The organism is Archangium violaceum, from assembly GCF_016887565.1.
Taxonomy (GTDB): domain Bacteria; phylum Myxococcota; class Myxococcia; order Myxococcales; family Myxococcaceae; genus Archangium; species Archangium violaceum_B.
The window spans coordinates 10,161,090-10,179,265 of record NZ_CP069396.1 but is presented as its reverse complement, the minus strand read 5'-3'; the positions used below and the strand labels follow the sequence as shown (position 1 = coordinate 10,179,265).

At 71.3% G+C, this 18,176-nt stretch carries 15 protein-coding genes; 5 read left to right on the top strand and 10 right to left on the bottom strand.

All coding sequences use genetic code 11. The annotated features are described in order from the left end of the window. Positions 1-81: 81 nt before the first annotated feature. Complete coding sequence (locus JRI60_RS40555) at positions 82-2,559, bottom strand: DUF7594 domain-containing protein (protein WP_204221368.1); 2,478 nt, start codon at positions 2,557-2,559, stop codon at positions 82-84. Between the two features lie 354 nt (positions 2,560-2,913). Between JRI60_RS40555 and JRI60_RS40550 the strand changes: the two genes are divergently transcribed. Further along, entirely contained in the window at positions 2,914-4,359 is a 1,446-nt protein-coding gene (locus JRI60_RS40550; protein ID WP_204221367.1) for a M20 family metallopeptidase, read from the top strand. Between the two features lie 97 nt (positions 4,360-4,456). Here the strand turns inward: JRI60_RS40550 and JRI60_RS53810 are convergent, their stop codons facing one another. Further along, a complete protein-coding gene (locus JRI60_RS53810) occupies positions 4,457-4,912 on the bottom strand; it encodes a DUF2058 family protein (protein WP_275439059.1) in 456 nt (151 codons plus the stop codon). 491 nt (positions 4,913-5,403) lie between these two features. On the opposite strand from JRI60_RS53810, the gene JRI60_RS40540 reads away from it, so the two are divergent. Both JRI60_RS40540 and JRI60_RS40535 read left to right on the top strand, forming a co-directional pair. After that, positions 5,404-6,447, top strand: a complete 1,044-nt coding sequence (locus JRI60_RS40540; protein ID WP_204221365.1) for a hypothetical protein — start codon at positions 5,404-5,406, stop codon at positions 6,445-6,447. 162 nt (positions 6,448-6,609) lie between these two features. Further along, positions 6,610-6,936 carry a hypothetical protein gene (locus JRI60_RS40535; RefSeq protein ID WP_204221364.1) on the top strand — a complete coding sequence of 109 codons (327 nt, stop codon included), beginning with the start codon at positions 6,610-6,612 and terminating at the stop codon, positions 6,934-6,936. Between the two features lie 30 nt (positions 6,937-6,966). On the opposite strand, the gene JRI60_RS40530 is transcribed toward JRI60_RS40535, so the two are convergent. From JRI60_RS40530 to JRI60_RS40515, 4 genes are all read right to left on the bottom strand, one after another. Next, the gene (locus JRI60_RS40530) at positions 6,967-8,487 is read right to left on the bottom strand and encodes a peptidase M3 (protein ID WP_204221363.1); all 1,521 of its coding nucleotides are present in this window, start codon (positions 8,485-8,487) and stop codon (positions 6,967-6,969) included. A gap of 96 nt (positions 8,488-8,583) precedes the next feature. Continuing rightward, a complete protein-coding gene (locus JRI60_RS40525) occupies positions 8,584-9,108 on the bottom strand; it encodes a GNAT family N-acetyltransferase (protein WP_204221362.1) in 525 nt (174 codons plus the stop codon). Between the two features lie 6 nt (positions 9,109-9,114). Beyond that, positions 9,115-9,390: a hypothetical protein gene (locus JRI60_RS40520; protein ID WP_204221361.1), complete on the bottom strand. Its 276-nt coding sequence runs from the start codon at positions 9,388-9,390 to the stop codon at positions 9,115-9,117. Positions 9,391-9,525: 135 nt separating this feature from the next. Next, positions 9,526-10,131: a transposase family protein gene (locus tag JRI60_RS40515; RefSeq protein ID WP_204221360.1), complete on the bottom strand. Its 606-nt coding sequence runs from the start codon at positions 10,129-10,131 to the stop codon at positions 9,526-9,528. 183 nt (positions 10,132-10,314) lie between these two features. Here JRI60_RS40515 and JRI60_RS40510 point away from each other — a divergent pair, with 183 nt between their 5' ends. Next, positions 10,315-11,268, top strand: coding sequence for an RluA family pseudouridine synthase (locus JRI60_RS40510; RefSeq protein WP_204221359.1), 954 nt, complete (start codon positions 10,315-10,317; stop codon positions 11,266-11,268). Positions 11,269-11,469: 201 nt separating this feature from the next. Here JRI60_RS40510 and JRI60_RS40505 read toward each other — a convergent pair whose 3' ends face one another. From JRI60_RS40505 to JRI60_RS40490, 4 genes are all read right to left on the bottom strand, one after another. After that, the gene (locus JRI60_RS40505) at positions 11,470-11,973 is read right to left on the bottom strand and encodes a hypothetical protein (RefSeq protein WP_204221358.1); all 504 of its coding nucleotides are present in this window, start codon (positions 11,971-11,973) and stop codon (positions 11,470-11,472) included. A 12-nt stretch (positions 11,974-11,985) separates the two neighbouring features. Next, a complete protein-coding gene (locus JRI60_RS40500) occupies positions 11,986-12,843 on the bottom strand; it encodes a TIGR04222 domain-containing membrane protein (protein ID WP_204221357.1) in 858 nt (285 codons plus the stop codon). Further along, on the bottom strand, positions 12,840-13,613 hold the full coding sequence (locus JRI60_RS40495; protein ID WP_204221356.1) for a nucleotidyltransferase domain-containing protein: 774 nt from the start codon (positions 13,611-13,613) through the stop codon (positions 12,840-12,842). The genes JRI60_RS40500 and JRI60_RS40495 overlap by 4 nt, the downstream gene beginning before the upstream one ends. A 67-nt stretch (positions 13,614-13,680) precedes the next feature. Continuing rightward, the gene (locus JRI60_RS40490) at positions 13,681-14,697 is read right to left on the bottom strand and encodes a glycosyltransferase (RefSeq protein WP_204221355.1); all 1,017 of its coding nucleotides are present in this window, start codon (positions 14,695-14,697) and stop codon (positions 13,681-13,683) included. A 21-nt stretch (positions 14,698-14,718) separates the two neighbouring features. Between JRI60_RS40490 and JRI60_RS40485 the strand changes: the two genes are divergently transcribed. Then, positions 14,719-18,174, top strand: a complete 3,456-nt coding sequence (locus tag JRI60_RS40485) for a tetratricopeptide repeat protein (RefSeq protein ID WP_204221354.1) — start codon at positions 14,719-14,721, stop codon at positions 18,172-18,174. Positions 18,175-18,176 lie beyond the last annotated feature (2 nt).

The window sequence follows — 18,176 nt, the reverse complement described above, 5'->3', positions numbered from 1 at the left end:
ACGCGTCGTGGCCGGGGTGGCCAAATGCGGAGGGGCCCGTCGGGAGTCGACGAGCCCCTCTGACGTGGGAAGCGGACTGCCCTACGGCTTCAGCTGGAAGTAGAGCAGGTCGACGGAGCCTCGTGACGTATGAGTGCGCCCGTCGAGCAGGACGGGGGACTCGAAGTCACTGCCCAGCACCAGGCTGCCTCCCGGCTGCGGCGCCACGTGGAGCCGGGTCTCGGGCCAGAACACCTCGCCCTCGAGGTTGCTGTCGAAGGTGCGCGCCCACAGGTAGCCACCCGAGGCCGAGTAGCGCGCCACGAAGGGCGAGTACTTGCCGAAGCTGTTGGGGCGCGGGTTGCCCAGGAAGCCACCGCCCAGGTCCATGATGTCTCCGAAGCCGGTGAGGGAGAACGTGCCGTCGTCCCCCGTGACGAGCTCCCGGAAGTTGGCACCCGAGCGGGTGCTGCGCGACAGCAGGCGGATCCACCCGTCCTGCCCCGAGCCGCTCAACGTGCCGAGGTAGACGCTCCGGTCGCTGCCATTGGGCAGCTCCGGCTCGCCTCCGCCCGCGGTGTACGTGTTGCCAGCGAAGGTGAAGGTGAGCACGAGGTCGGCCACGAAGGCCACCCCGTCGGTGCCCACCGGGCTCACGTCCACGATGGAGCCCTTGGTGCCGGTGAAGACCCGTCGCCACAGCTCGTTGCCGGAGGCGTCGTACTTCACGATGAACGGATACGGGGCGTTCGCCGGATAATAGAGGTAGTCGTCGCGGCTCGCCTCCACGCCGACGAGCACGTTGCCGGAGGCGTCCGCGGCCACCGTCCGGACCGAGGTCGCGTCGATGGACGGGGCCGTGGGGAAGACCTTGGACCAGACGTGCTGGCCGTCCCAGGAGAACTTCGCCAGGAAGCCACCGGGCACCGCGTCGCCTCCGGTGAATTCGACGCTCGAGTAGCCCGCGAAGAGCGTCCCCCCGCCGAGGTCCAGTTTGCCATGGAAGCCGCCGCCGACGATGAGGCTGCCCGTGCCATCCGTGGCCACCGCCTGCACGAAGACGGGCAGGGGCTCGGGGCCGTCTCCATAGTCGTAGCTGGCCACGAAGCCGTGGCTCCAGACGGGCTGGCCGGTGGGCGAGAACTTCGCCACGAAGAACGCGTCGAAGAAGCGGTTGTCGTAGCTCGCGGGCGCCGCGGGCAGCGGACCCGTGCCCAGGTCCGGCGAGCCGCCGTAGCTGCCCACCACGAGGACGTTGCCCTCGGACGTCAGGGTGAGGGCGCGCACCCGCACGTCACCCGTCGTCACCTGGCGGCTCCACACGGCCGTGCCGTCCGCGCCGTAGCGCGCCAGGGCGAAGCCGGTGCCGGTCGGGAAGGACGCCTCGCCGAAGTGGCCGGCGGCCACGAAGCCACCCGTGGCGTCGCTGGCCAGGGCCTGGAGCCGCTCGGGGCCCGCGCCTCCGTACTGCCGCGTCCACCCGGTGAGGCCTCCGCCCGTGCCCCGGTAGGTGCAGTAGGGCTCGGACTCCAGGGTGAGGCGCAGCGTCGGGCGCAGCTCGCTCGTGAGCGAGTCCCGCGAGACGAAGTCCACCCCGTTGGTGGACTCGGGAAGGAGGCCGAAGCTGTAGCTACCGGCCCCCGTCACCGTGCTCGTCACGTCGTACTCCGCCCAGGTGTTGACGTCGATGGCGCCGAGGTTGCCCACCGGAGCGCCAATCGGGGTGGGCCGGTTGTTCCAGAGAGGGCCAGCGGAGGACACATCCTCGGTGGTGCGATAGAGCAGCGGTCCGTCCGGGGTGTAGTCCGTGGCGTACAGCCTCAGCTTCGCGCCCCGCAGGTGCCAGCCCTGGGCGATGGTGACGTAGAACTGCAGGAAGCTCTCCAGCCGGGGCGAGCCGTCCACCAGCAGCACCGGCTCGCGGCCGAACGTGCGCGTGGGCTCGCTCTGGGAGGAATACGCGTCGGTGTACGGCTCGACGTCGACGAACTGGGTGTTCGTGCGCGGCATGCACTCGGACCCCGTGCTCACGGTGATGACGAGCTGGGGCCGCAGGTCCGTCCGGCCGTGCTCGCGCGAGTGGAAGTCCAACCCGTCGTTCGAGGTGCCCTCCACCAGGAAGTTGTGTTCGCCGGCGCCGCGCACCGCGCTCGTCACGTCGAACTCCACCCAGCCGCCCGTGATGGCGCCCTTGTCATCCAGGGCATCGCCGAGAGCCCAGGGGCGGTTGGTCCAGGTGACGCCGCTCTCCGTCCAGTCGCCATGGGTGCTGAACACGCGCGGCCCGTCCGAGCTGCCATCGCTGGCGTACACCCGCAGCGTCGCGCGCATCACCGCGCCCGGCAACGCGTTGACGGTGAAGCGCAGGAAGCTCTCCTGCCTGGGCGAGAGATCCGCCACCAGCTTCGTGTCGCCGCCGAAGTTCGCCGAGGGGGACGTCACATCCACGCGCGCATCGGCGCTCGCGGGGTAGACGAGGTTCGTGGCCAGTGCCTGCTTCAAGACCGAGGGAGACTGGGGAACGGGCTCTCCGGTCCGCTGCTCCTCCACTTCCCTGTCACCGCAGTGCGTCAGCAGCATCAGTGCCGCGCACCCTCCCGCGAATTTTCTTCCCCATGACCGCTCGCGCTTCATCGTTCCTCCGGGGCTGGTTGTGCCGCGCGGCGCCGGGTGCACCCGATGTGCCCGGGGAGTTCCGTCACGAAGGTCCGTTGGAGGCGCGAGATTCCACGCTCCGGTGACAAAGAGGGCAGGCGCGTGACCCGGGGTGAGAAAAGGATTGCTCCGGGTTGGGAATCACGGCGCCTACCGGTTGGGTGGTGGCGATGTGGGCTCGCTGGCAGAGCGGCCCTGCGGCCCTCCACGACCCACACATCGGGGCCCGGGGTGGTGTAGATGGGGGGAAGCGTCTTCCGATCAACCCGGAGCCCGTCCATGAGCACCAGCCCCCGGCTGAACACCACCACCGCCGCCGTCTCGTCCGAGCGCATCTGGGAGGAGGAGATCCTCCCCAGGCTTCACGAGTACATCCGCATTCCCAACAAGTCGCCCGCCTTCGAGGCGGACTGGGCGGCCAAGGGCCACATGGAGAAGGCGGTGAAGCTCATCGCCGGCTGGTGTGAGTCCCAGGCGAAGCACATCCCCGGACTCAAGGTCGAGGTGGTGCGCCTCAAGAACGAGAAGGGCGAGGACCGCACCCCCGTCATCTACATGGAGATTCCGGGCAGCGGTGACGACACCGTCGTCCTCTATGGCCACCTGGACAAGCAGCCGGAGATGACCGGCTGGCGCGCGGGCCTCTCCCCCTGGGAGCCGGTGCGCGAGGGCGACAAGCTCTTCGGCCGCGGTGGCGCCGATGACGGTTACTCGGCCTTCGCCTCGCTCGCCGCCATCCGCCTGCTGCGCGAGCAGAACGTGACCCACGCGCGCTGTGTCGTGCTCATCGAGGCCTGCGAGGAGAGCGGCAGCTACGACCTTCCCGCGTACATCGAGCACCTGGCGCCGCGCATCGGCAAGGCCTCGCTCGTGGTGTGTCTGGACTCCGGCTGCGCCAACTACGAGCAGCTGTGGATGACCACCTCGCTGCGCGGACTCGTCTCCGGCAACCTGCGCGTGGACATCCTCTCCGAGGGCGTGCACTCCGGTGACGCCAGCGGCATCGTGCCCTCGTCCTTCCGCATCCTCCGGCAGATTCTCTCCCGCGTGGAGGACGAGCAGACCGGCCGCATCCGCGTCGAGGGCCTGCACGTCCACATCCCCCACGCCCGCCGCGAGCAGGCCGCCGCCGTCGCCGAGGTGCTCGGCGAGGAGGTGTACTCGAAGTTCCCCTGGGTCCCCGGCGCCCACCCCGTGACCACCGACCGCGCCGAGCAGATCCTCAACCGCACCTGGCGCCCCGCGCTCTCCGTCACCGGCGTGGAAGGCATGCCCACCCTGAGCAGCGCCGGCAACGTGCTGCGCCCCTTCACCTCCGTGAAGCTGTCCATGCGGATTCCTCCCCGGCTGGACCCGAAGGCCGCCACCCAGGCCCTCAAGCAGGCCCTGGAGGCCGCTCCTCCCTACGGCGCCAAGGTCACCTTCGAGGGCGAGAAGGCCAGCGCCGGCTGGGACGCGCCTCCGCTCGAGAAGTGGCTGGAGGCCGCCACCCATGAGGCCTCGCGCGCCTTCTTCGGCCGGCCCTTCATGGCCATGGGCGAGGGCGGCACCATCCCCTTCATGGAGATGCTCGGCCGCCGCTTCCCCGAGGCCCAGTTCCTCATCACCGGCGTGCTCGGCCCCAACAGCAACGCCCACGGGCCCAACGAGTATCTGCACATCCCCACCGGCAAGAAGCTCACCTGCTGCGTGGCGAGCGTCATCTCCGCCCACTTCAACCGGTAGGCGCTCTCCGACAGGGGCAACCTGGGGCACTCCAGACCCTCACCCCGACCCTCTCCCAGTGGGAGAGGGAGGAGTGGGGGATGGGGGTTGGGTTGTCTCAGGACTGCGTCGGCTCGGTGCTGCCCTCGGGGCTCGGCGTTCCCTCGGCGGCCGCTTCGGTCTCGGGGGACTCGTCGTCCTCCTCCGCCACCGGCTCCTCGCCTCGCGCTTCCGCCGCCTGCTTCTCCTTCACCTGGTCGTCGCTCATGAAGCCGATGGGCAACTCCTTCCGGTTCAGGAAACGCACCGCCTTCTTGGAGAGGGCGTACATCTGCTCGGCCACCGCCGCGGGCACCAGCGAGTGTTCGATCTGCGCCGGCTCCGGCCGCTCCACCACGCCCAGCTCGCCGTTCTCCAGCTGCTTGGCCTGCGCCTCCGTCAGCTCCAGGCGCCGCAGCTTGCCCTTGCGCGTCATGAAGTAGAAGACGGTGGCGCCTACGTCCACCGGCACCTGCGCACCCAGCACCAGCTCGCGCAGCTTCCGGTCCTGCTCCACCTGCTTCTTCGACTCCATCCGCTGGGCCGCCTTCGAGCCCGGCAGCGGCGGAAGCTTGGGGACGATGCCGCCAGCCGACTCCCCGCTCGGCCGCCCGCCCTGTGGACGTCCACCCTGGGGCCGCCCAGCCTGTGGACGCCCACCTCCCTGTGGCCCACCTCCCTGTGGACGGCCACCGCCCTGCGGACGGCCTCCGTCACGGCCCTCGCGACGGGGCGGACGGTCGTCGCGCCCGCGCTGCTCTCGCGGCGGCCGATCTTCGTGCTCACGGTGCGGCGGAGGTCCCTCACGCCTGGGTGCCTGGGAGGAAGCGGGGCGTGCGGCCTTCGGGGCTGCCGTCTCCGCCTTCTTCGCCTGGTCCTCGGAGACCAGGCCGGCCTTCAAGAGCTTGTCACGCAGGTTCTGCATGAGTGGGGTTGTATCCCGTACATTGGCGCGCGCAAGCCGTCCCTTGCCGCTCCAGCGCACGCCCCGTAATTTGGGCAACCCCTGCTGGAGCCGGAGGAGTTGTGACCCGTTTTCAGAAGTTCACCGTCGCCGCCGTTCTGGCCTTCGCCACCGTCGCCTGCCAGGACCCCGTCGACAAGGCGGCCAAGGCGCGCATCTTCTCCCCCGAGGACCCGCCCAAGGTGGTGGCCTCGGCCGCCGAGAAACTGCCCCCCGAGGACGTCGCCGACAACCCCCGGGTGGCCCGCCGCATCCTCTCCATGGATGCCGCCGAGGTGACCGAGCGTCTCGGCCCCCACTCCTACAAGGCCACCGTCAGCTACGAGTGGGCCGGCGCGCAGGGCACCGTCCCCGTCAAGCTGACGGAGACGCGCACCTTCCGGGCCGGCCCGGGCGGTGTCAGCGGGGACTTCCATGGTCTGCTGGAGAACAGCCGGGACCAGGGCCTGGAGGTGATGCGCGTGGGCGGCCAGGTGTTCGCCCGCAACCGCTACGGCACCTTCCGCCAGCGTCTGCGCGACCGCGGCATGGCCGAGCGCACCCGCGCCGAGCTCACCGGCGCCATCCGTGACGTGGACGCGCTCTTCCGGGGCCGGTTGCACCTGGCGCCCCGCGGCACCGTCACCTACGAGGGCCGCACCGCCTGGAACTACGCCGTGGAGCTCGGTCCGGAAGGCGACACCGGCACCACGCCCCAGGTGCTGCCCGCGCTCGTGGAGCCCAAGGGCGGCCGCGACGAGACCACGAAGCGCCGCCTGGCCTTCTTCGAGCACCGCACCCCCAAGTCCCTCAGTGGCGAGGTGGTGGTGGATGCCCAGACGTCCGTCGTCCTCAAGGTGCGCCTGGACGGCCGCATCACCGTGCCCGCCAATGACGCCGCCGGCGCCGCCGAGCTGCGGGTGGTGCTGGATTCCGCCCTGAGTGAAATCGGGAAGGACCCCCAGTTGAAGCCGCCGGAGAGCTTCCTGCCCGACGCGGACAAGCCGCAGGGCATCGCGGACGCGCTGGATCGCTTCGGAATTCCCCGCAACAAGCCCGAGGGCGCAGAGGGAACTCCCAGCACCGGCACCCCCACGGACGAGCCCGGGGACGAGGAGGGAAACTGACCCGCCAGGTGTCGCGCGGGAGGCAGGCCGCTACAGGGAGGCAGCGGCCTGTTGGAAGAAAATTTGACCCGATACTTGCGTTCTCTAGAATCCTCGACGGTTGCGGCCCAGGCGCGTCCGACATGAATGGATGTTCAGGGGCCCACGAGCAAGGGAGCGGAGATGGAGCGCAAGGTCGGTAGCAGCACGACGGTGACGTCCAAGGAGGTCAAGGCGTCGCTGGAGAAGGCGCACACCCTGACGTCCGAGGAGGAGAAGGTCCTTCGCCTGCGGCACGGGGCCGGGACCTCCAGCAAGAGCGCACCGCTCCCTCGTGCCGCTGGAAACAACGAGGAGCTGGGTGACGAGCTGCTCCTCATCGAGATGCAACTCATGAAGGCCATGCGCGAGCGCACCGGCCAGACGAAGTCGGCCAGCAAGCCCAAGGTGGCCACCGCCGCCAGCGCGACGAAGGACAAGATCGTCCGCGCGCTGCGCAAGAAGAAGTAGCCACCACGGCCCCGTTCCCGGGGCTGGCGCTCAGCGGTCGAGCAGAGCCACGAGGCGGGCACCCGCCTCGGGGAGCGCTAGTCCTTTTGCCGAAATCTCCGTGGAGAGCGCTTCGGCGTCGTCGGTTCCCCCGCGCCCGAAGAGCCCCTGGAGCCAGCGGCCCGCGGCGGGGTTGCGCCACCAGTCCTCGTTGAAGCGCCCGGTGAGCTGCGCGGTGAGACGCGCCTCCAGGGCCCAGCCGCGCAGGTAGCGCGTCACGTAGAGCTGCGGGTCCACGTCGAAGAGGAAGAAGCCCGGGTGCGGCTCGACGAAGAGCGCGCGGCGCTGGGCGTCGGCGTACTCCTCGGCCCGCTCGGGCGAGGGGCCGCGCGTGTAGAGGGACAGCTCATAGGGCAGCTTCGCGCAGTGGCGGCGCAGCACGGTGAGCCCCTGGAAGGCGGCCAGGCGGGTGACGTCGCGCGCGGTGGCCGAGGGCAGGCGCAGGTAGCGCTTGAGCCACTCCTCCTCCGTGAGGAGCCGCTCGAAGAGGGTGGCGAAGGCCTCGGTGACGGAGGCGTCCCCGAGCCGCCGCAGCTCCAGCGGCAGCTCCTCCTTCACGTGGGCGTGGTGCAGGGCGTGGCCGTACTCGTGCAGGAGGCTGCCCAGGGCGTCCAGGCCCGCGCGTCGCTGGAGGACGAGGCGCACCTCGCCCGGGACGCGCACGGAAGCGGTGATGGGACGCGAGGCCTTGCCGGGGCGCTCCTCGTCGTCGATGCGGATGCGGCCCTGGGCGGCCGGGTGGAAGCCCCACTCGCCGAGCCAGCGGATGACGGCGGGCAGCTCGTCCTCGCGCTTGAAGAAGCCGCTCATCCACGGGACCTGGGTGGCCGCCTGCAGGTCGTGCCTGCGCGCGTTGCCCGAGGGCAGGGGGCGCAGCGTGGGCTCCACCTTCTTGAGCATGTAGCCGAGCACGTCGCGGTAGGCGTCCTCGGTGAGGCGCAGCGTCTCCTGGGCGGCCTCGGCCAGCTTGTTCAGGTCGATGCCGGAGACGTCCTCGCGCAGGGCGACGTAGCTGGGGGCGCGGAGCCGCTCGGTGACGCGGAAGGCGGCCTCGCGGCGGGTGCCGTAGCGGCCCCGGTTGTCCCAGAGGAAGCCGCCCGTGGCGCTCTCGAGCAGGGCGCGCCGGCCGCGGTTGGGCTCATGGGGCAGCTGGCCGAGCGCCTCGCCGAAGGAGAGGGTCTGGTCGTCCACGGAGAGGCGGGCGCGGGCCTCGAGCTGGGCCACGGCCTCGGCCTCGGGGGCTGCGAGGGCCTCCTCGACCTGGGTGGCGATGAAGTCGCGCAGGAGGCGGAGGCGGCGGACACCGAGCAGGTCGCCCTTGGCCTGGGCCTTGGGGACGGCCTCGGTGGCGGCGGCGAAGGCCTCGGCGGAGGCGATTTCGGGCGAGTCCTCGTAGAGCTCGCGGAGGGGGAGGTCCGGGGAGAGGCCGGCGGCGTGGCGGTAATGGAGGGTGGCCAGCTGGGCGAGGAAGTCGTCCAGGCTCGCGCGCAGGGAGGGGAGGGGACGGTCCATGGGGGGCCGCAAGGTAGACACTTCGTCCCCCGGGGAAAAGGCCCGAGCGAGCCGAGCGTGGCGCGGTGGACCCTCCGTCCCTGGGAAAGGCCCGGTTCACGAGGCAGCGGGTTTCGGAATGGCCCCCAGCTCGAGGAACATCGGCCGTGGTTCGGGTCTGTCGCCGAGATGGCCGGCCCTGGCTCCGAGGTCGATGAACCCGAGTTTCTCGTAGAACGGGACGGCTTCCGGTTTCGCGTCGACGACGACCCCGAGGCAACCCAACTCATCGGCCAGGCGGTGGGCGAGCACGAACACGGCGCGAAGAAGGCCGCTTCCGACACCGCGCCCCTGTGCCCGTTCATCGACGGCGAGCCGTGCCAGGCGGAGTACGGGGAGCGGGTATTGCGGCAACTTCTTGCGCCGCGACCCGGGGAGGTCCGCGACGGCGATCTCGGAAGGTGCGACAGTCACGAAGCCGACGATCGTTCCGTCCTCGACCGCGACGTACGTCGTACCGATGTGATGGCGGAATTGGTTCTGTCCGGCGTAGCGATGGAAGAACCGGTCGAGATCGACGTTGCCCGAGCGGAATCCCGAGCGGTCGTCTTCCTGGAGCAGCCTACGGATTTCGAGGGCCACGACAGGCTACCGCGCCTTCTTGCCACCCATCAGCGCGCGGAGCGCCTTCGTTGGCTTGCGAGGGCGCCTGGCCAGAGCGGCCACGCGCTCGAACGTCTTCTGCTCCACCACGATTCGAGGCGGGATGATCAAGTCGGCCGGCAACTCGCGCAGCGCCTGAAGGTGGTGCAGCAGCGCCTCCTCGATGAGGCGGCCCTTCTTCACGCCATGGGCTTCCACATAGCGCTCGACGAGCTCCTTGGTGGTGTCGGAGACGTATGCGGAAATCTGGGTGTCGGCCATGGTGATGCCTCTCTACGAAAACGTAGAACGGAGTGGGGCCTGCTACAAGTCCGGGGCTCGAGAGCTCACCCCTTCGAGGTTTCCCGGGCAGCAGGCGAGCAACGGCCCCAGGGTCTCGTTCGTCCTTGGAATACCTCAGAGGGCACTCGCGGGCAGAGGCCGTGGCGGAGCCCCGAGCGCGGAGGGCACGTGCCCGCCGAGTTGCTCCAGCACCGCCGCGAAGTCCTGGGAATGCTGCCGGAGGGACAGCGTGTCCGTACCGATGATGTAGCGCTCCTCGATGCGCTTCAGGTCCGGCATGGGAACGACGGGCCGGAGGATGAGTCGCTTGAGGGTGGGCCAGGACAGACCCGTCATCTGGCAGGCGGCGGAGACGCCGAGGCGGTGCCACAGCCAGGGCGCCATCTGCTCGACCTCGGTGGTGAAGAGGGCGTCGTGCGCCGCCCAGGTGACGCGCTCCACGCGGACCCCATGCGCGGGGCACTGCGTGCGGCGTGGCGCGTAGCTCAGCCACACGGGCGTACGCTCCAGCGTGAGATGGCGCCACCGGCGCACCGGCTGCGTGTCGTAGCCACTCCAGAACTCGTTACAGATTCCGCACCGGCGCGCGGGCAGTCGTAACCGGACGTTCACCACCAGGCCGTGGGGTTGGAGGCTGGCACCGCGCACGCGCAGGCCCTCCAGTCCCAGCACACGCTCCAACATCTCATTCACTTCCTCATTCACTCCCACGCGCTCCATCGTCGTCTCCTTTGGAGGGCGTCGTTGCCCTCCCACACGCGGCGGCGCCCAATGCAAGGGGATGGCCAGGAACCCCTCCCGAGGGGAAACCGTGCGGAGTCGGGGGCCCGACCGTCTTCGGTGGGAGATGGCTGTCCACACGGAGCGAATCAGGGACGTGAAGGGCTGGTAACGTCCGGACGGATGAAGCGCCGAACCTTCCGAGTCGAATCCACCCTCACGGGCCGCACCGTGAGCGAAGCCCTGGCGGCGGAGCTGGGCCTGTCTCACGAGGCGGCGGAGCGCCTGGTGGGCGTGGGCGCGGTGTACGTGGCCGGGCGCCGATGCCGGGACGCGAAGGCGCGGCTGGCCCAGGGGCAGGTGGTGACGGCGGTGTTGGAGGAGGGCGGGGAGAGCTCGCTCGCGGAAGCTCCGGCGCCGGCTCCGAGCCTCCGGGTGCTTCATGAGGACGAAGACGTCATCGCGGTGGACAAGCCGGAGGGGATGACGGCGCAGCCCACGGAAGGGCGGGTGGGGGACAGTCTGGTGGACCGGGTGGGCGAGTACTTGAAGAGGCCCGCGGGGCTGGTGCACCGATTGGACCGGGAGACGTCCGGGGTGACGGTGTTCGGCAAGACGCCCCAGGCGACGACCGCGCTCGCGGAGGAGTTCCGCGAGGGCCGGGCTCGCAAGCGCTACCTGGCCGCGGTGGGCCCGGTGGAGCTGCCGTCCCAGGGCACCATCGACCTGCCACTGTCGAAGGACCCCTCCCGGCCGGGACGCTGGCGCGCGACCCGCGCCGCCAATGGGATTCCCGCTTTCACGGAGTACCGCGTGCTGCACGCGGGCAGGGACTTCTGTCTGGTGGAATTGCTCCCCCAGACCGGGCGGACGCACCAGCTGCGCGCGCACCTGACGGCGCTCGGGGCGCCCATTCTCGGGGACAAGCGTTACGGAGGCGCGGCGAAGGCCGGGGGGCTTGAGGCTCCCCGGTGTTTGTTGCACGCGCAGGCGCTGGAACTGGCGCATCCCCGGACTGGCGCGCCCGTGCGATTCGAGGCGCCCGTACCGGAGGATCTCTCCCGCTTCTTCGCGGCGGCGGGGGTCGTGGTTCCCTCTGGGCCCATTCGTCCGCTCGATGTGGCGGCCCGCGGGTAGAACCTCAATACCCTCACCCTAGCCCTCTCCCAGAGGGAGAGGGGACCTACACAGTGGCCAACCTGGTTGGACCCTCTCCCCCTGGGAGAGGGACGGGGTGAGGGTATCGGGAGCACTCGGGTTCCCCCCGTGCTCTGTCACTCGGTTGAGGGCACTGGAACACATACCCTCACCCTGACCCTCTCCCAGGGGGAGAGGGGATTAGGGCTTGCGCGCTCGTAACGGAAGGCGCAACCGCCACCAGGTCTCCCGGCCGGGCTTCCAACGGATGGCCAGCACCAGTGTCCGTTGTGGCCGCAACCACCGCAGGCGCAACACCGGCCCGTGTCGCGGCTCCAGTCCCTCGGGCGTCGGGCGGAAGCGCAGGCTCACGCGCAGGGACTCCAGTGTCGCCGCCGCTGGGAAGTGGCCTTGGGCCTCCAGCCACCGCGCGAACCGCCAGCCGTCCGCCAGGGGGCCTCCCTCGTGTGGCAGTGGCTCCTCCGCGGCATATCGATCGAACAGCGGATGCAGCTCGGTTCCGAGCGCGCGCGCCAGCTCCGGCCAGGTGGCCACCACCGAGTGCTCGCGCTTGTGCGCCAGGGCCTCCGTCGCCGCGCGCACCCGCTCGGGATCGAATCCGGGAGGCAGCTCCTCGTGGCCCGTCAACGCGGCCAGCAGCGCGGCCTGGGCCCGGGCGAGGGCCTCGCGATCCTCATCCGCCATGGGCCACCTTCCTCAGCTGCAACCGCCGCAACCTCCTCCTCCACAGCCGCCACCACAGCTGCTGCCACTGCTTCCCCCGTCTCCACCCGACGAGGGCGCCGGCATCAGGGCGCGCTGGAGGTCATCGAACTGCGTCCCCGTCAGCGCGGTGACGCCGAAGAGCCCCACCGCGAGCGCCACGTCACTGCCCGCGAGCACCGAGGCGTTCGCGCAGACACTGGTGCGCAGCGCTTCGTTGCGTCGGGTCAGCTTCTCGAGAGCGATGTCGCCCCGCTGGTTCCGGTGGGGTCTCCGCGCGCCGAAGAACAGCGCCGTGCCCAGGACGAAGAGGCACATCAAGAACAGGAAGCCGACCGGCCGATCCCTCATCATGCCGATCACCACCTTGGTCATGCCCACGGCGAATACTCCGAGCATGAGCAAGCAGGAGTAGAGCGCGATCCTCCCGGCGGCGGCGCGATCGGGAATCAGCTCCAATCGGAGGAGCGGGTGCTCCAGCCGCGCCCGCAGGGGCTGGGCGGTCTTCACCAGCTCCTCGACCGTCGCGCCGTTGGCCGTGGAATGGATCATCGCCTCCAGGGGATGGGGATGGGCGTGCAGCTTCTTGTGGATCGTCAGCTCCCGCTTCTCCGGGAGCACCTGGAGGTACTCCTGCCGGACGAGGTTGGCGACAGCGGCCTCGACGGCCCGCTCCATTCCGCCAGAGAGGAAGGAGACCTCGTACGGGTGGAGGTCGGTGATGCGCGCGTCCACCGGTCCGTCCGGCCCGAGCATGTACTTGCGCAGCCACCACGCGCCGAGCCCGGCCGAAATCGCCAGCACGGCGTAGAAGGCGAGGAACTCCGGTCCCGGAAGGTCGAAGGGGTTCACAGCCGGCCCTCCAGCTCATGGGCGACGCGTGCGGCGTTGTCCAGGCTGGCGAGCACGCGCTCGATGAGCACCTCGGGTTCGTCCAGCTCGGCGGTGCCCGCCTTGAGGGACAGGAGTTGGAGCAGCGCGGGGCCGTCCAGCGTGAACGCTTGTGCCGCGGCCTGGATCAGCGCGGCCTCGCCGCCCGGGGGGATGGGTTGGTTCGTGAGGCGCAGCAGCGTCTCCAACTCGACGAGGAGGGGCGAAGTGATGCTCACGAGCTGGGCGGAGAGGGTGGCGGGCTCCTCCACGAGCGCGATGTAGCGGCGGCGCAGGCGCAGCAGCAGGTTGCGCAGCTCCTGCTCCACGCGCAGCCGGATGTGCTCGGGCGAGACGCGCAGGTCGTGGAACGGGTCCTCTCCGGTGAGCACGAGGTGGTGGCGCTGGATGTCCAGGAAGCGGGTCGGGAAGACGTCGGTGGCTTCAGCCACCTCGGAGGGTTTGAGCAGCAGTGGCTCCACCCGCAGGGCCCGCCAGGCCCGCTTGATGGCGGGGGCGATGTCCCGCAGCTTCGGAGCCGAGGTGTCCCGGAGCAGCACCACCAGGTTCACGTCGCTGGTGCCCTTCCGGTAGCCACCCCGGATCGCGCTCCCGAAGACGATGAGCCCGGCCAGGTTGTCACCGGCGGCGCGGGTCAGGTCCTGTTGGAGCTCCTCCAGGAAGGGGCGCAGCTCCTCGGGGAGACGGGGGGCGTCGGTCAGGTCGGGGCGGGCTGTGGTGGATGGATTCACTCGGTCTGCTCCAGTCTGAGGCCCGGGAGGTTACACCAGGGGTCACGCGGCACAGGTGAAGTGCGGGTCACGCGGCGCAGGTGAAGTGTACGCCCTCGACCCAGCCGAGCGCCGTCAGGGCGCCGCGAATCTCCTCCCGGATTCCGCGCACGCCCACCGCCGCGACCAGGTGCGTGTCCTCCCGCGGTGCGCCCAGGGACTCCGGCGGCTCCACCGGAATCCCGTGGATGCGCGTGCCCACCTTGCGCGGGTGCACGTCGATGAAGCGCTCCACCCGGGCTCCCTCCGCGAGCAGGAAGCGCGTGAGGACGAGCCCTCCCGGGCCCGTGCCCCATACCGTCAGCGGCCGTCCCGCCACCTCCGGGCTGCGCGCCAGGTAGTGCGCCTTCACCCAGATGAAGCGCTTGTGCGCGTACCTCGGATCCGTACGCGTCAGCCTCCCCGAGCTGTCCCTCCAGCGCAGCAGCACCTCGGGCAGGTTGTGCATCCGGAGGCCGGCTTCGATGAGCTTCAACCAGAGGTGATAGTCCTCCGGGAAGTCGCCGTGCGCCCAGCCCCCGGCCGCCACCACCGCCTCCCGCCGCAGGCACACCGAGGGGTGGCAGATGGGACTCTCCACGAAGCGCTCGCGGTGGAGCCGCTCGGGGGTGGTGAGGCCGTTGAGCCACGTCGCGTAGTCCCTCATCGACGGGCTCACCGGCTGATCCTCCCGGAACATCTCCACGCCCGTGCCCACGCCGCCCAGTCCCGGGTCCGCCTCCAGCGCCGCGACGCTCGCCTCCAGCCGCCGGGGCAGCGCCTCGTCATCCGCGTCCATGCGCGCCACGTAGGGGGAGGTGGCATGCGCCAGCGCGAGGTTGAGCGCGGCGACGAGCCCCCGGCCTCCTCCGTCCAGCACCGCCACCCGGGAGTCCCTCGCCGCCAGCCCCCGCAGCACCTCTCGAGTACCGTCCGTGGAGCCGTCGTCCACCGCCAGCACCCGGATTTCACGCAGCGTCCCCCCGAGGAGGCTCTCCACGGCGCGTGCCACGGTGCGCTCGGCGTTTCGGGCGGGCAGGAGGACGGTGACGACCGGAGGCGGCATCCTGTGTAGACTGCCCCACCCATGGGTGGCGTGAGAAACGGCAAGGATGCCGGTTCGCCGGAAACGGCCGATGCGCGCCAGCGCTCGCCCGCTGGCATGCCTCCGTCCAGGGAGGGTGCTGACGTGCCCGATCTCGTGGAACGCCACCGCCAGAGTGCCTCCCGCCTGTTGAACGAGGGGCATGCGGCGCGGGCCTTCGGTGAGCTGGTGCGGGCCAGCCGCTCCCTGCCCATGACGCCGCGCCTGGCCTCGGTGCTCGTCGCCTTCTCGCTGCGCGCGGGGACCGAGGCCGCCGCCATCGCCCTGCTGTCCTCCGCCCTCGGCAATACCCGGGGAGAGACCCGCCGCGCCGTACGGCTCCAGCTCGCGCGCTTGCTGCGCCGGGTGAACCAGCTCCCCCGCGCCATCGAGGCCCTCCAGGCGCTCGTCGACGAGTCTCCCGGAGACCGTCACGCCCGCCGGCTCCTCGATGTCCTCTTCCGCCGCATCGGCCACGAGACCACGCCTCCCAGCGCCTTCGCCCCCCTGGAAGCGCGGGCACCCAGGCGCCAGGAGGAGCGCACCACCGAGGATCCGATCCATCGGAGCGAGACCGTCGAGTTCTCCTCGCCCTGGACGGAAGACGAGCACACGGTGGAGGCCTCGGGCCCGCCGGATGCGCGGTTCGCGCCTCGCGCTCCCCAACCCCCTGCCAGGGCCGCCGCGGAGCCATCCCCCGAGTCGCCGCGCACCGTCCTCGAGATGCCGGCCGTCTGGTCGCAGGACGAGGTCACCGCCGGGGCGTCCGAGCTGCCGTTCGGGGTCGCCGTGGCTCCTTCTGCTCCCCCGCGGGACGACTCCGCCGGGGCGGCCTTCAGCCACCGCCGTCTGACCCTGGAGGTCCCTACCGTCCGGCCGGAGGAGCCCTCCACCAAGGCTCCGGTGTCGCGGCTCAAGGCCCCGCTCATTCCGCCACCCGCCGGGCTCAAGGCCAACGCTCCCGTTCCCTGGAGTGGTGACGAGGACACGGAGCCCTCGCGCCAGCTGGTGCCCCGGCAGGAGGATCCGGAGGAGGCGCGCCAGGAGGCCCAGCTTATCGCGCGCCGGGCGTGGCGCGAGCTGGCGCAGTTCTACCTGGCCCGCGCGGATCGCGCGAAGGACCTGGCGGTCCGCACCGACATCCTCACGCGGCTCGCCGAGCTGCTGGAGGACGAGCTGAGGGATCCGGCGGGCGCCGCCCGGGTGTACGGGCAGATCGTCGCCCTCACCGGAGACAAGGCCGCGCTCGCGGAGCAGGTCCGGCTGGTGTCCGAGCACGGTGACGGCGACGAGTGGGTGGTGCTGCGCGTACTCGACGAGGCGGTGCAGCGCGCGAGCAACCCCCGGGCCCGTGCCGCCGCCTTCCTGGCTCGCGGCGAGCGGCTGCTGTCCACCGGCGAGGTGGCCCGGGCGCGCGCGGACTTCGAGGCGGCGGCGGCCATCAATCCCGGCTCGCTCCCGGCGCTGATGGGGCTCGCCCGATGCGCGCCCGAGGCGGACCGGGCCCGTGCCTGCGAGCGCCTGCGCGTGGCGCTCGCCGCCGTGCCCCGCCGCTCGCCCTACCGCGTGGAGGGATTGCGGTGCCTCGCGGAGATTTCCGGAGGGCCCCTCGTCAACGCGAAGCTGGCGTACTGGGCCTGGACGGAGGTGCTCGCGGAGAGCCCCGAGGACGTGCACGCCCAGGACAAGCTCCTGGCGCTGGCGCGGCAGCTCGGGGACAAGGCCGGATTCAGCCGCCTGCTGCGTGCCCGCATCGACCGTGAGCCGCGCGGGCTGGTGGCGCGCAAGGCCCGGCTGGAGCTGGTGGCCACGCTGGAGGCCCTGGGAGACCGCGAGGCCGCGCTCGCCGAGCTGCGCCAGGCGGTGCGCTTCGAGCCCGGTCACAAGGAGGCGTGGCTGCTGCTGGTGGACCGGCTCATCGCGCTCAAACAGCACGGCGAGGCCGCGTGGGCCCTGGAGCACGCCGCCACCGCCACCGAGGATGATGAGGAGCGCCTGGGCACGTGGGAGCGCCTCGCGCGCTTCTGCCGCGAGACGCTCGGGGACGCGGCCCGAGCGCAGGTGTACGCCAACCGGGCGGACAACCTCCGCAAGGCCATCTCGGAGCGCACGGCGCCCACGCTGCACCCCGAGCCGCCTCGCAGCGCCGCCCCCAAGCGCGAGTCGAGCGGTCCGCGCACCGGCGTCCTCATTCCTCCGCCCGGCGCGGTGGAGCTCACGCCCACGCCAGCGGCGCCAGCGGCCCCGCCACCCGCCGCCGAGCCGGAGTCGGCGCGCACGGTCCTCGAGATGCCCGCGGTCGGCGAGCTGCTGGGCACCTGGAAGCCAGAGGCCCCCGCCAAGGCGTCCGCGCCCGCTCCCGCTCCCGCGCTCGAGCCTCCCGACGCACCCGTGCCCGTGGAGATCACCCGGGTCATCGCCTGGGAGGCGCCTCCCGGGAAGATGGACCCCGTGCGCCGCCGTGTCCGGGGAGGACCCGGCCCCGCCGAGCCCTCCGTCCCCACGGTGCCTCCCGCGCCCGTCAAGCCCGCGCCGGCCGCGGCCCCGGTGGAGGCGCGGCCGGCGGCCATCGAGCGCGTGCGCGAGCGTCCGCTCGAGGCGGCCGGCTATCGGGAGCTCTCGGCCTTCTTCATGAGCCGGGGCGACACGGCGCGTGGCTCGCTGATGGCGGAGGTGGCCTCGGCGCTCGAGGGCGGGAAGGATATTGTCCCCCGGCCTCCGCGCCGGACGCTCACCCCCGAGGAGCGCGCGGGCCTTCGCCATCCCGGCCTGCGCAAACCGGCGGGAGAGCTGCTCGCCTCCGTGGGCCTCGCCCTCTGCCGCCTCTTTCCCACCTTCGGACGGGCCGCGGGCTCCACCGAGCCCCTTCGCTCGGATGCGGGCCCCGGTGCACGGGCCGCCCAGGAGGCGCTGCTGTTCGTCTCGCGCATCCTCGACGTGCAGATTCCGGAGGTCTTCCTCTCCGAGGACGAGGGCCCTCCCTTCACGCTCGTCCACCCGGGGGCCCCGCGCTTGTTGGTGGGGCGGAGCGCGGTGCGCCAGGTGCTGCCGGAGCCGGAGCTGCGCTTCTTCGCCGGGCGGGCCCTGGCCAGCCTCGGGCCGGATCTGCTCGCGCTGCGCTGCTTGAAGAAGGACCAGTTGCTGCGCGCGGTGGCCATCCTGGCCTCGGTGCTGCGTGGAGGCTCGGAGCTCGGCCCCGAGTCTCGCGTGGTGCGAGATGCGCTGCACCCCAGTGCGCGCTCGCGGGCGCTGCTGCTGCTGGAGTCGGCCCAGCGAGAGTTCGATGCCTCGGCGCTCGCGGAGGCGGCGCGCCACTCGGCCAACCGCGCGGGATTGGTGGCCTGTGGAGGCCCGGGACCGGCCGTGGCGGCGATGCGGGCCCTCAAGTCCAGCGAGCAGGAGCTGGTGGAGCTGGTGCGCTTCGCGGCCTCGGAGCGCTACCTCCCGTTGCGCGGCTGAGC

What these genes read in the sequence shown, in the direction of transcription:
- JRI60_RS40555 (WP_204221368.1), bottom strand. Translation starts at nt 2,559, where the DNA reads ATGCTGCTGACGCACTGCGGTGACAGGGAAGTGGAGGAGCAGCGGACC.
- JRI60_RS40550 (WP_204221367.1), top strand. Translation starts at nt 2,914, where the DNA reads ATGAGCACCAGCCCCCGGCTGAACACCACCACCGCCGCCGTCTCGTCC.
- JRI60_RS53810 (WP_275439059.1), bottom strand. Translation starts at nt 4,912, where the DNA reads ATGGAGTCGAAGAAGCAGGTGGAGCAGGACCGGAAGCTGCGCGAGCTG.
- JRI60_RS40535 (WP_204221364.1), top strand. Translation starts at nt 6,610, where the DNA reads ATGGAGCGCAAGGTCGGTAGCAGCACGACGGTGACGTCCAAGGAGGTC.
- JRI60_RS40530 (WP_204221363.1), bottom strand. Translation starts at nt 8,487, where the DNA reads ATGGACCGTCCCCTCCCCTCCCTGCGCGCGAGCCTGGACGACTTCCTC.
- JRI60_RS40520 (WP_204221361.1), bottom strand. Translation starts at nt 9,390, where the DNA reads ATGGCCGACACCCAGATTTCCGCATACGTCTCCGACACCACCAAGGAG.
- JRI60_RS40515 (WP_204221360.1), bottom strand. Translation starts at nt 10,131, where the DNA reads ATGGAGCGCGTGGGAGTGAATGAGGAAGTGAATGAGATGTTGGAGCGT.
- JRI60_RS40510 (WP_204221359.1), top strand. Translation starts at nt 10,315, where the DNA reads ATGAAGCGCCGAACCTTCCGAGTCGAATCCACCCTCACGGGCCGCACC.
- JRI60_RS40505 (WP_204221358.1), bottom strand. Translation starts at nt 11,973, where the DNA reads ATGGCGGATGAGGATCGCGAGGCCCTCGCCCGGGCCCAGGCCGCGCTG.
- JRI60_RS40490 (WP_204221355.1), bottom strand. Translation starts at nt 14,697, where the DNA reads ATGCCGCCTCCGGTCGTCACCGTCCTCCTGCCCGCCCGAAACGCCGAG.
- JRI60_RS40485 (WP_204221354.1), top strand. Translation starts at nt 14,719, where the DNA reads ATGGGTGGCGTGAGAAACGGCAAGGATGCCGGTTCGCCGGAAACGGCC.